Source organism: Pigmentiphaga litoralis, assembly GCF_014651835.1.
Classification (GTDB): domain Bacteria; phylum Pseudomonadota; class Gammaproteobacteria; order Burkholderiales; family Burkholderiaceae_B; genus Pigmentiphaga; species Pigmentiphaga litoralis.
In genome coordinates this window covers 1,153,711-1,165,786 of sequence record NZ_BMXQ01000001.1, presented here as the reverse complement: position 1 = coordinate 1,165,786, position 12,076 = coordinate 1,153,711, and the positions used below count along the sequence as shown (strand labels likewise).

The following is a 12,076-nucleotide window of genomic DNA, read 5'->3' as shown; positions in this document are numbered from 1 at the left end:
ACCGCATGATTCGATCCGAGACCGTGCATGGCAGGCTGGGCGCAAGCCTGGCCGGCATTGCGCTCAGCGTGGGCCTGGCCGATGCGTCGGCACAGTCAGCGCCTGCGCCAGCCGTTCCCCTGTACCAGGAATCCAAGGACTGGATCCTGGCGTGCGACAACACCCGGTTCTGCGAAGCCAAGGGCTTCAGCGACGCCGAATCGGCGGCCATGCGGATTTCGCGCGCCGCCGGTCCCACGGGCGCCCTGACGGTCGAGATCGATGTTCCCGATACGGCCGAATCGCCCGACGTCACGGCCTTCCGGCTCGATGGCCGGAGGCTCGACCTCAAGACCATTGCCTGGGCGCCCGATGACGCCACCGGCCTGGGGCAAGCCACCCTGGTCACCGCCGACGACGATTCCGCCTACCGCCTGCTGCGCCGTATTCGCGACGGCCGGGTGCTCAGCCTGGGCGACACGCGCAGCGCGCCGGCCGTGCCCCTGCATGGCCTGGCAACCGTGCTCAAGGTGATGGACGATGTCCAGTCCCGCACCGGCAACGAAACGGCATTGACCCAGCCGGGCCACGGTGGCGCCAGGGCCCTTGCCGCCGCGCCTGCCGCGCCCGCCCTGCGGGGCGCGCCACCTCCGCCGCCCCTGCCGGCGGCCGAGGCACGCGCCCTGGCGGCCGGCGTGCGCCAGGCCATGCGCGGCGGCGATGCACTGGCTGCCTGCGATGCACGCACGCCCAGCGACATTGCCGTAGCCCTGACCGCTTCCGAAGCCCTGGTCATGGTCGAGTGCTCCCGCGCCGCCTACCAGAGCAGCTACGTCGTCTTTCGCGCGCCACGCGCCGACCCGGCGGCAGCGCAGGTGGTGACGCTGGCCTTGCCGCCGGGCCTGGAAGCCGGCGCACCGGCGCGCTCGCCCGCGCCGTCCGCTGCGGCGTCTCCGGCGGCGTCTCCCAACATTACCCTCCAGCTGGCCAAAGCCACCGCCGAACCGGTGCGGGCCGAGGCCGTCGCCATGGCGCCCACGGCCTCGGCCGACCCGACCGGCCGCATGACCGAGCCCACCTACAACCCCCGCACGGCCACCCTGGCATCCGTATCGAAAGGGCGCGGCCTGGCCGATTGCGGCATCCGCGCCGAATGGCGGTTCGATGGGCAGGAGTTCGTGCCGTCGGCGTATCGCCAGCAGCTCCGCTGCGGGGGCGGCGCGCCCGGAGACTGGCCCACGCTGTGGCGCACGCGGTGACCTGAACGCACGTGTCCTCTCCGGCCCCCTGATGCTCCTGTTGCCCCCGCCCGTCCGGCAGCGCGTCGAAGCCCTGGCTGCACATCTGCTCCAGCCGTCCGACGGCCCGCAGGTGGATTTTTCCGCGCCCGCCGGCGAACCGGCGCTGGTCGCCCCCGACTCCATCTCGTGGCAGGTCTTCAAGAACCCGGCCACGCTGTTCATAGGCGGTGTCGCGGCGGTGATCCTGGAACTGGCGGAACCCCGGGTGCGTACCGGCGTGTGGGAACACACGTCTTTCCGCCAGCAGCCGATGGCTCGCCTGCAGCGCACCGGACTGGCCGCAATGCTGACGGTGTATGGCCCGCGTGCCCAGACAGAAACGATGATTGCCCATGTGGTGCGACTGCACGGGGCGGTGCAGGGCCTGACCCCCGACGGCGTGCCCTACCGCGCGACCGACACCGACCTGCTCGATTGGGTGCAGGCCACGGCCAGTTTCGGGTTCCTGAACGCGTATCACGTCTACGCACATGCCCTGACGGCCGACGAGCGCGATCGTTTCTACGCAGAAGGCGCCGGGGCAGCGCGGCGGTATGGGGCAGTCGGGGCGCCCGTATGCGAAGCCGACCAGCAGGCGCAATTTGCCGCCATGAGGCCGCGCCTGGAAGCTTCCCCCATCGTGCACGAATTCCTGACCATCATCGCCGGTGTCCCCGTGCTGCCAAGACCCTTGCGCAGCCTGCAGTCCGTCATGGTACGCGCCGCGATCGACCTGGTCCCGGCGCAAATCAGGGATACCCTGCAGCTGGGGTCCCGCGATGGCCTCAAGCCGGGGCAACGATGGCTGGTGGCGCAGATGGCAAGGGCGGCGGATCGCCTGCCGCTACGATCGGGCCCGGCCGTACAGGCATGCCGGCGCCTTGGACTGCCCGATGATTACCTGTACCGGCGTCAACCGGAAAGCCGAGCCGACCCGGCTGCCTGAGCCGTCAGACCCCCAAGCAGTCCGACCACCGGGCCGCCAGACCACCCGGCCGCAAAGCACCGCGCAGCCTCGGACCTTGCCACCATGCACTACACCCGCAGCGCGCCGTACGCCGGTCCGAACCGGTACTGGCTGGTGCCGCTGCGTTTGGCTTCGTACATGGCAATGTCCGCGGTGCGCAGCAGGCTGGATGGCGACGCTTCGCTCCCCGCTTCATAGAAGGCAATGCCCGCGCTGGCGCTCATGCTGACCTGATGCGCGCCCAGCACGATAGGCACGTTGATGGCAGCCAGCAGCGTGCTGGCCAGGGCGCTCATGGCTTCCCTGTCGACGATGCCTTCGACCACCAGCACGAACTCATCGCCCGCCAGCCGATAGACCTGGTTGCCGGCGCCGGCCCGCTCACGCAGGCGGCGGGCGACTTCCTTGAGCACCTGGTCGCCCTGTTCGTGGCCCAGGGTGTCATTGACGGCCTTGAAGCCGTCCAGATCCAGGAATACGACCGCCACCGACTCGCCGGACGCGTCGGCACGCGCCAGGGCCTGCGGCAGGTGTTCCTGGAAGGCGCGGCGGTTGGGCACGCCGGTCAACACGTCTTCGCGGGCCTCGACTTCGCGCGCCAGTTCGCGCACGTGCCGCTCGGTCACGTCGTGCGCCATGCAGTAATAGCCGGCCAGTCGGTTGTCGACCGCGTTCGGAATCAGCGTCACGGCGGTGTACGAGGTCGACCCGTCGGCCAGGGGCTGTGCGATTTCCAGCGACACGCGCTGGTCGGCGCCCGCGGCAGCCAGCGCCTGGCGGATCTGCCGGGTGGCGGCGGCATCCATGACGTCTTCAATCGGATGCCCGATCAGCCGCTGCGGATCCTTGCCCAGCACCGCCCGGTGTTTTTCGTTGGCGTATTGATAGCGCAGGTCGGCATCGAAATACGCGACCAGCGCCGGCACGTTGTCGCTCACCATGCGCAGCTGATCGTTGGCATGCTGCAGTTCGCGGGTGCGCGCTTCAATGCGCGTTTCCAGTGTCTGTTGCAAGGAGAGCAGGGCAGCCTGCGCTTCGACGCGTTGCTGGATGTCGTCGACGATCGAGATGAAATACAGCGCCGTCCCGTCGACCGACCGGCGGGCCGCCACGGTCAGGTTGACCCAGATCACTTCACCGGTCTTGCGGATATACCGCTTGTCGATCGTGTAGCGATCCACGTCGCCGCGCACCAGTTCCTGCAGGCGTTCCATGTCGATGTCGAGATCGCCCGGATGCGTGATGTCCTGGAAGGTCAGATGCGCCAGTTCCTCGTGGGCATAGCCGACGATACGGCACAGCGAATCGTTGACCTCGATCCACCGACCGTCCAGGCCGATCAGCGCAATGCCCACGGCCGCGCCTTCGAACACCGAACGGAAACGCGCCTCGCCATCCAGGTCCCGCAAGGCGGAGATGTCGGAGCGACGGCTGTCGATCAGGGCTTCGCGTTGATGCAGTTCGTGGCTGACCAGCAAGGCCGCCTGGCTCAGGCAGCCGATGTCGGCTTCGTTGAATTCGCGCGGTTCCCAGCCGACTGCGCACACGGTGCCCAGCGGCAGGCCGTGCAGGCTGCGGATCGCCACCCCGGCATAACTGCGGATGCCGGGCGTGCCGGTCACCAGCGGATTGTCGAAGAAGCGTTCGTCGGTCAACGTGTCGGGAACGACCAGGGGCGGGTCCTGCACGATGCAGTGCGCACAGAAGGCGCTTTGCCGGTCGAACTGGCGGATGTCGAAGCCATGGCTGGACTTGAACCACTGGCGATCCCGGTCCACCAGCGACACCAGCACGACCGGCACGCGCAGCGCCTGCGCGGTCAGGCTGGTGACCAGGTCAAAGACCGGTTCACGCGGCGTATCGAGAATGTCCAGCGCGTGCAGCAGCGCCAACCGGTCTTCTTCATTCGGCGCAAGGGGCGCAATCAGCATGGTTCTGGAGCCTGGTGCTACGGGAATACCGGCATCGTACGCCGATGCCCCGCGCCGCGCAGCCCCGGCCTCACCCCTAGAGATCTGTCCCGCAGAAGCGTTCGGTGGCGGCCGGCTGGCTCACGAACGGGTTGCCCGACCCCTGGATTTTCCAGATGCGCTGTTCGCGCTCGCGCTCCCAGGCATCCACCGGATAGGCCTTGGCCCAGGTACAGAACAGGCGGCGTTCCTGGTCGCTCATGCGCAGCCGGTACGTGGTGTGCATGTACATCTGGATGCGGGCAATGCGGCCCCGAACCACTTGCCGCGGCTGCACCCGCCGTTGCTTGAAGTCGACGACGGTGCGGCACTGTCCGTACATGGGCGTGGGGTTGTTGTCCCACGCGTTGAAGCGGAAGTTGGACCGGTCGCCATTGACCTCGCCGATGGCAGGGACGAGGTTGACCAGGTCCCCCTCGGCCTTGCCGTACACCGGATCGCTGGCGGCGCAATGCTTGCGGCCGCCTTGCTGCCAGCATTGCCGCTGATGGCCGATGTTCCATGCAGGCACCACATGTTCCCATTCAAGCCGCGCGGCGCGCGAGGCGTTCTTGCGGGGGCGAAAGCCGCAGGACTTCTGGTCGATGGTCTTGCCCTTGTAGTTGCACCCGCAATAGAAGTCCTGCTCCAGGTTGGCGTACAGCCTGGGCAGAACCTGCTTGGCATGCTTGAAGTCGCGAGGACCGACGGCGTTGGGGCGGGTGACGAGGGGAGCGGCGTGAGCGGGGAGAGCGGTCAGCACCGAAAGCAGAAAAAGGAAAGACAGTCGCATGGGGCGGCATTGTATCGGGCTGGTCATACTACGTAGGCGATAATGGGAGGCTGACCCAGACATTTTTTAAAGGAAGGCATGTTCCAGGCATTACAGCTCCGTCTCTCGCCCTTTTTCTCTGAACCGTGGGCGCGCATCAGCGCCGCCATGGTGGCCCTGGTCCTGGTGGCCGCATTGGCCTACGTCGTCGTCCATCGCGTGGTTCAGCGCGTGATGCGCGAGCTTCTGACCCGCTTGTCACTGGCCAATTGGGATGAGGCCCTGACGCGTCACGGCTTCTACCGGCGGCTTGCCCAGATGGCGCCGCCCGTGGTCTTCCAGTTCGGCATTCTGACCGTGCCCGACCTGACGGTCGCGGCTACGGAGGTGCTGCGCAACCTGGCGCTGGCCGCCACGCTGCTGTTCGGCATGCTGATGCTGTCGGCCGCCATGAGCGCCGCGAACGATGCCTTTGCCACGTCGACCCGTGCGCATACGCGTTCGATCAAGGGCTATCTGCAGCTTGGCAAGATCGTTTTGTGGGCCTTCGGCACCATCGTGATCGTTGCCACCATCATCGATCGTTCGCCCTTGCTGCTGCTGTCGGGCCTGGGCGCCATGTCGGCCGTGCTGTTGCTGGTGTTCAAGGACACCTTGCTGTCCTTCGTGGCCAGCGTGCAATTGACATCGAACGACATGCTGCGGGTGGGCGACTGGATCGAGATGCCGCAAGTGGGCGCCGATGGTTTCGTGATCGACATCGCGCTGCATACGGTCAAGGTGGAAAACTGGGACAAGACCATCACCACCATCCCGACCTATCGCCTGTTCTCGGACAGCTTTCGCAACTGGCGGACCATGTTCACGTCGGGCGGCCGGCGCATCAAACGCACCATGCGGCTCGATGCGGGCAGCGTGCGATTCCTGCGCGATGGCGAGATGGAACAGCTGCGGCGCTTTCGTCTGCTGGGCGACTACCTGGACCAGAAGCAGAAGGCCATCACCGAAGCCAATCAGGAACTGGGCGACCCCGGCCACGATCCGGTGAACCAGCGGCGGCTGACGAATCTGGGTACGTTTCGCGCCTATACCGAGGCCTATCTGAAGCAGCACCCCGGCATCAACACCAGCATGACGCTGATGGTGCGCATGCTGGAACCCGGCGACAAGGGCATTCCGATCGAGCTGTACTGCTTTACGGCCAGCACGGCATGGGTCAGCTACGAGCAGGTGCAGGGCGACATTTTCGACCACCTGCTCGCGATCCTGCCCGAGCTGGGTCTGCGGTTGTATCAATCGCCTGCGGGCAACGATCTGGTGACGGCGTTTGCGGATCGGTCGGCATCGCCGGCCTTTCATGCGCGGATCGAAGACCGGCAGGACCGGCAGAGCCCGGACGATGCGCGCCACGGAGAATACCGGGGCCCGCAAGGCCAGCTGGGCGGCTGAACCGCTGCCATCGGCGGCTGGCCTCAGCCGCCCAGGGGCCGATCAGCCTGCCGCGGCCAGCACCTCGCGCGCGGCGGGCAGGGGCAATTCGCGGATCACTCCCGTGATTGCACCGGTGCGCTTGGCATGTTCGAGCCCTTCATTGGCCAGCGCGTCGGCCCGTTCGTTGCCGGCATGACCGTTGTGGCCGCGCACCCAGCGAAAGCTCACCTTGTGGCGCTGCGCGGCATCGATCAGCGTTTTCCAGAGCTCCGGATTCTTGACGTCTTTCCAGTTCTTCTTGACCCAGCCGTGGCGCCATTCGGTCATGCCCTTCACCACGTACTGCGAGTCGGTATAGACGACGATGTCGGTGGGCTCTACCACCCAGCGCAGGGCTTCGATCGCGGCCGTCAGTTCCATGCGGTTGTTGGTGGTGTCAGGCGCGCCGCCGTAGATTTCCACGGCCTTGTCGGGCGTCTGGATCCACGCGCCCCATCCGCCCGGACCGCCCGGGTTCCCGCGGCATGCACCGTCGCAATAGATCGCCACGCCCGACGTGGGCGTATCGGTCGAGGGCGGGGGCGCATCGGGCACGGCTGCCGGCTGCTCCGTCATCCAGGCTTCGAACGGCGACAGGTCGGCGACGTCCTTGACGTACCACTTTTTCTGCGCGGGATTCCAGCGCGCGCCGAGCGCCTTGGCTTGGTCTTTCTCGGCAAACGGGACTTTCAACCAGACGATCATGGCAATTGGCTTTGGAGCAGGGGAGGGACCTCAGGGGTCGGAACCTTAAGGGCCGGGGCAGGGCGGTGTCAAGCCGGCAATCAGGGATTGCGCCGGGGCACATCGCCGCATTTTGTGCTAGGCCTGTTACGCAGTATCCACAGTGCCCTTTTTTTGTTCGATGTGTTTTGAACGCCCATTTCATGCGGCTTGCGCGAGCGGATGAGCCGAATGTCCCCAAGCTTGTCCACAGGATATGGGGATAACTTTGTCACAGTTTCAAGCGGTGGCAGGCGTCGCCGTCGGACCCGGGCCGGGTAGGGCAAAGCGCAATGCCTGGCCGACGGCGCTGGCGCAGAACATGACGCGCTCGCCAAACGTGATGCGTTCATCGTCGGACAGGTGGGGCCGCGCAATCGTCAGGCTCAGGCTGCCCAGACAATTGCCCGCGCCGTCCAGAATCGGAGCGGCAACACCCGTGACGCCGGGCGTGACCTGGCCGCTGGATATGGTGCACCGCGCGCGGCGCAGGCGGGCCAGCAGTGTCTTGACCTCGGCCAGCGTGTGGCCCAGGCCGGCGTCCACGAACGCCTCGGGCTGCTCGGCGTACAGCCGCGCGACCGTGCGCGCCGGCGTGTAGGCCAGGATGATGCGCGACGCCGCGCCCTTGAGCAGCGGCCGCGCGTAGCCGCGTTCGTAGTGGCTGTGGAACGCGTCGGTGCCGGCTTCCTGGTGCACGCACAACACCTTGTCCTGATAGCGCCGGCAGAGCAAGGCAATGCCGGGCACGGCGCGCACCAGGTCCTGCATGACCGGACGGCTGGCGGCGATGAGCGGATCGCGCAGGCGCATGGCGTGATCGAGCTCGGCCACGCGCGGGCCCAGCGTATAGCCCAGTTCAGGCAGCGAGGTGATCAGGCCCGCTTCGGCCAGCACTTTCAGATAGCGGTACAAGGTGCTGCGCGGCAAGCCTGACCGCGCCAACAGCCCGTCGGCGTCCAGCCCGCCAGCGGCTTCGACGATGTCGATCAACGACAGCATCTTTTCCAGGCTGTTCATTGCGAACGATGCCACAGGAGGCGATGCGCAAGCGGAGGGTGTGGAAGGGGGCGGTGCGGAAGCGGGCGAGGCCATGAAGTCGGAAGCATGCGGTTCAGATCGGCGTGCGCAGCGGCCGCCCTGCGGCCTGCCGTTCGGCGTTGTCGAGAAAGGATGCCACCGTGGCCGCGATGGCTTCAGGCGACGCGCCCGCCACATGCGGCGTCAGCACGACGTTGTCCAGCGTGATGAGCTCGGCCGGCGCGTCGGGCTCGCTTTCGTACACGTCAAGCCCGGCGCCCGCAATCACGCCATCACGCAGGGCCTGCGCCAAAGCGGCCGTGTCGACCACGCTGCCGCGTGCGATGTTGATCAGATAGCCCCGCGGTCCCAAAGCCTGCAGTACTTGGGCATTGACGATGTGTCGTGTGTCGGCGCCGCCGGGCGTGGCCACCACCAGGATGTCGGCCCACTGTGCCAGCGCCGTTGGCGTATCGAAGTAGCGATGGTCAATGTCGGGCAGCTGGCGCCGATTGTGATAACCGATGGCCAGATCGAAGCCGGCCGCGCGCCGGGCAATCTGCCGGCCAATCGTGCCCAGCCCGATGATGCCCAGGCGCTTGCCATACACACTGGCGGGCGGCTGCAGGCCTTCGCGCCAGCCGCCTTGGCGCACGCGCTGATCCAGCCGCGGAATCTCCCGGGTCACCGCCAGCAGCAGTCCCATGGCGTGATCGGCGACGCAGGCGTCGTTGGCGCCGGCACCGTTCACCGTCGCGATTCCCCGTGCGCGCGCCGCGTCGACATCCAGCCGTTCATAGCCCGCGCCCAATGCGCATATCAAGGCCAGCTTGGGCATGGCATCCATCTCGTCCGCCATCAGCCCGCGCGCGCCGATAGTCAGCACAATGTCGATGTCGCCGCCATGCGTGGCAATGGCCTCGGCCTGCTGCCCGGTATCGGGCGCGTAGACAACGTCAAGGCGTGCTTCGATCTCGGCAAGGTGCTCGGCCGAGAATCGGTGAAGGACAAGGCAGCGGCGGCGCGAGGTTGTCATGGGATTCCAATGAAAAAAGCACTTGGCCCGCTAGGACACAAGTGCTTTTTCTTCGGCTGCGGTGGGTGAGGTGATTGCAAGCGCTTTGCAGCTTTGCCAAACGGCCCCAGGCCCAACACACTGCCTGTCATTCTGGCTCCCCGACCTGGACTCGAACCAGGGACCTGCGGATTAACAGTCCGTCGCTCTACCGACTGAGCTATCAGGGAATTGAGACCGCAACTATAGCAGAATTTTTTGATGTGTCAAAATGACGGCATGCATTTTTAGCAGGCGCTGCATGCCCGTTTACACCCTGGCCGACATCGCCACCCACCGCGAAGAAGTCCGCAAAAGCCGGTTCATCGCGATGGCCGCGCCGGTCACCACGCCCGAGGCCGCCATGGCCTTTATCGCCGCACATTCCGACGCCGCGGCCAGCCATAACTGCTGGGCCTGGCGCATCGGATCGGTGTACCGGTTTCATGATGCAGGCGAACCCGGCGGCACCGCGGGCCGCCCCATTCTGGCCGCCATCGACGGGCAGGACTGCGATCGCGTGGCGGTTGTCGTCACGCGGTGGTTCGGCGGCATCCTGCTTGGCGCAGGCGGACTGATGCGAGCCTATGGCGGGTGCGCCGCCAGCTGCCTGCGGCTGGCACATCGCATTCCCATCGTCGAAGCCATCGTGTTGACGATGCCCTGCACCTTCGCCGACATGCCCGTGCTGCGCGCCCGCTTGCGTGACTACGCGGCCGACCTGGAAGCCGAGGAATTTACTGCTGACGGGGCGGTATGGCGGGTGCGTATGCCGCGCGAACGCGCGATGGCCTGGGCAGCGATGGTGAGCGACCTGACACGCGGCCGTGTGCAACTGGCGGAGCAGATCAAGCCCTAGCCTGCAGTATCAGCGGGACCGGCATCCCTTGCGCTTCATTCCGCGCGCGGCTTGCCGGCCAGGTCACGATGCGTCAGGTACAGCCGCAAATCGAATTCAAGCTGCGCATAGCCCGGCTGCATGCTGTCGCACAGCCGGTAGAACGCCTTGTTGTGATCGTGTTCTTTCAGGTGCGCCAGTTCGTGCACCGCGATCATTCGAAGAAATTCAGGCGGCCCTTCCTTGAAGACCGACGCGACCCGGATTTCCTTCTTCGCCTTGAGCTTGCCACCCTGCACGCGCGAGATCGCAGTGTGCAGTCCCAACGCGCGATGGATCACATCGAGCTTGCTGTCGTACGCCACCTTGTGCACCGGCGGCGCGCTGCGCAGATAGGTCTGCTTCAGGTCCAGCACGTATTCATACAGCGCCTTGTCGGTCTGTATCGCATGCCGTTCCGGATACTTTTTCTGCAGGTAGTCGCCCAGCTTGTTCTGCTCGATCAACTGACGCACCTGGTCCAGCAATTCAGGCGAATACGACGCGAGATATTTCATGGGCAGACTCGGCAACAGGCGTGAGTGGGAAGGGTCAGGCGCATGCCACGGGCCTCAGGCACCTGCAAGTGGCGCAGCGCCCAGCCGCCACAAGGAGGTGACTTCCACCGACCGCGCGGCATGCAGCGGATCGTCCGGATCACTGGCCTTGCCATGCTGCGGGCGCGTATCGATACGACCCAGCACGGTCAACCCGGCATCGGCAATCCAGCCATCCAGCTCCGCACGCGACCGCAAGCCCAGGTGCTCGGCCAGGTCGGACAGAATCAGCCAGCCTTCCCCCTCCGGCGTCAGATGCGCCCGCAGGCCCGCCAGAAAGCCCCGCAACATCCGGCTCTCGGGGTCATAGACGGCATACTCGATCGGCGAACTCGGCCGTGCCGGCACCCAGGGCGGATTGCAGACGATCAACGGCGCCCGCCCCGGCGGAAACAAGTCCGCCTCGACCACCTCCACCTGCGCCGCAAGTCCCAGGCGCGTCAGGTTCTCGGTCGCGCATGCCAACGCCCGCGCATCCTGATCGGTCGCCACCACCCGTTCCACACCGCGCCGCGCCAGCACGGCCGCCAGCACGCCCGTCCCGGTGCCGATATCAAACGCCACGGTCGACGCAGGCAAGGGCGCACCATGGACCAACTGGATGTACTCCCCGCGAACGGGCGCAAACACGCCGTACCAGGGGTGGATCCGATCCCCCAACGCAGCAATCGGCACGCCTTTCTTGCGCCACTCGTGCGCGCCCACCAGGCCCAGCACTTCACGCATCGATACCACCGAAGGGGCCCCATCCGGCGCGCCATAGGCCTCGGTGCACGCCAACCGCACATCCGGTGCACGCCGCAACGGAATCCCGTAGTCGCCGTCCATCGGCAGCAGCAGCATCCCCAACGTGCGCGCCCGATGTCCCTGCGCCTGACGATGTGCATGAAACGCCTCGGCCGGCGACCCGGCGACCTTCTTGCGTGGCTTGCGATCGATCCGCCGCCCCATGGCCAGCAGCAACTGCCGCGCATTCTGGAAATCGCCGCGCCACAACAGCGCCGTGCCTTCACACGCCAGCCGATACGCCGTGTCCGCCGGCGTTGTGTCATCGGCAATGACCACCCGCTTGGGCGGCACATTCCCCGCCTCGGACCGCCACCGCGCGGTATGCGCTTCGTCGGATTCGTGCCAGGTGAGGGTGGGTGGGGGTGAGAGCATGGGGTGTGGGCTTGGGATGGGGCTGTGAGTGTGGGGGGATTTTACGGGATGATGGGGTGGGTATTGGAAGAGGTGCTGGCTTGGAGCCCGGACGCCGTGGGGAGTCGCGTTGGAAGGCCGAGCTCGCTGGGTCCCGGCCTACGCCGGGACTGGGCTTAGCAAAGCCTTGCAATGCGACTCCCCACGACGTCCCAGAGTCAATGTCGGCTGCGGCTGGCTGGGCGGAGGGCACCGCCCTGGTGGAGGGAGGAGAGGGTATTGAGGGGC

The 12,076-nt window shown here is 66.4% G+C and carries 11 protein-coding genes and 1 tRNA gene; 4 read left to right on the top strand and 8 right to left on the bottom strand.

Annotated elements, in window-relative coordinates; genetic code table 11:
* Positions 1-5: 5 nt before the first annotated feature.
* Both IE116_RS05140 and IE116_RS05135 read left to right on the top strand, forming a co-directional pair.
* Positions 6-1,238 (top strand): DUF1176 domain-containing protein, encoded by a 1,233-nt coding sequence (locus IE116_RS05140; protein WP_189610369.1) that lies wholly within the window; start codon positions 6-8, stop codon positions 1,236-1,238.
* A 31-nt stretch (positions 1,239-1,269) separates the two neighbouring features.
* Positions 1,270-2,205, top strand: coding sequence for an oxygenase MpaB family protein (locus IE116_RS05135; RefSeq protein WP_189610367.1), 936 nt, complete (start codon positions 1,270-1,272; stop codon positions 2,203-2,205).
* An 89-nt stretch (positions 2,206-2,294) separates the two neighbouring features.
* On the opposite strand, the gene IE116_RS05130 is transcribed toward IE116_RS05135, so the two are convergent.
* Positions 2,295-4,157 (bottom strand): diguanylate cyclase domain-containing protein, encoded by a 1,863-nt coding sequence (locus IE116_RS05130; RefSeq protein WP_189610365.1) that lies wholly within the window; start codon positions 4,155-4,157, stop codon positions 2,295-2,297.
* Between the two features lie 76 nt (positions 4,158-4,233).
* On the bottom strand, positions 4,234-4,968 hold the full coding sequence (locus tag IE116_RS05125) for an endonuclease (protein WP_189610360.1): 735 nt from the start codon (positions 4,966-4,968) through the stop codon (positions 4,234-4,236).
* 78 nt (positions 4,969-5,046) lie between these two features.
* Here IE116_RS05125 and IE116_RS05120 point away from each other — a divergent pair, with 78 nt between their 5' ends.
* Positions 5,047-6,396, top strand: a complete 1,350-nt coding sequence (locus IE116_RS05120) for a mechanosensitive ion channel family protein (RefSeq protein WP_189610358.1) — start codon at positions 5,047-5,049, stop codon at positions 6,394-6,396.
* A 42-nt stretch (positions 6,397-6,438) separates the two neighbouring features.
* Here the strand turns inward: IE116_RS05120 and rnhA are convergent, their stop codons facing one another.
* The 4 genes from rnhA to IE116_RS05100 form a co-directional block, all read right to left on the bottom strand.
* Positions 6,439-7,122, bottom strand: coding sequence for a ribonuclease HI (gene rnhA, locus IE116_RS05115; protein WP_308428212.1), 684 nt, complete (start codon positions 7,120-7,122; stop codon positions 6,439-6,441).
* A gap of 258 nt (positions 7,123-7,380) precedes the next feature.
* Positions 7,381-8,160, bottom strand: a complete 780-nt coding sequence (locus IE116_RS05110; RefSeq protein ID WP_189610357.1) for an IclR family transcriptional regulator — start codon at positions 8,158-8,160, stop codon at positions 7,381-7,383.
* 94 nt (positions 8,161-8,254) lie between these two features.
* Complete coding sequence (locus IE116_RS05105) at positions 8,255-9,196, bottom strand: 2-hydroxyacid dehydrogenase (RefSeq protein ID WP_189610355.1); 942 nt, start codon at positions 9,194-9,196, stop codon at positions 8,255-8,257.
* A gap of 133 nt (positions 9,197-9,329) precedes the next feature.
* Positions 9,330-9,405, bottom strand: a tRNA-Asn gene (locus IE116_RS05100).
* Positions 9,406-9,476: 71 nt separating this feature from the next.
* On the opposite strand from IE116_RS05100, the gene IE116_RS05095 reads away from it, so the two are divergent.
* Positions 9,477-10,073, top strand: coding sequence for an IMPACT family protein (locus IE116_RS05095; protein WP_189610353.1), 597 nt, complete (start codon positions 9,477-9,479; stop codon positions 10,071-10,073).
* A 35-nt stretch (positions 10,074-10,108) separates the two neighbouring features.
* Here IE116_RS05095 and IE116_RS05090 read toward each other — a convergent pair whose 3' ends face one another.
* Together IE116_RS05090 and IE116_RS05085 are read right to left on the bottom strand one after the other, a co-directional pair.
* Positions 10,109-10,609 carry a YgjP-like metallopeptidase domain-containing protein gene (locus IE116_RS05090; protein ID WP_189610351.1) on the bottom strand — a complete coding sequence of 167 codons (501 nt, stop codon included), beginning with the start codon at positions 10,607-10,609 and terminating at the stop codon, positions 10,109-10,111.
* A gap of 54 nt (positions 10,610-10,663) precedes the next feature.
* Positions 10,664-11,809 carry a methyltransferase gene (locus IE116_RS05085; RefSeq protein ID WP_189610349.1) on the bottom strand — a complete coding sequence of 382 codons (1,146 nt, stop codon included), beginning with the start codon at positions 11,807-11,809 and terminating at the stop codon, positions 10,664-10,666.
* Positions 11,810-12,076 lie beyond the last annotated feature (267 nt).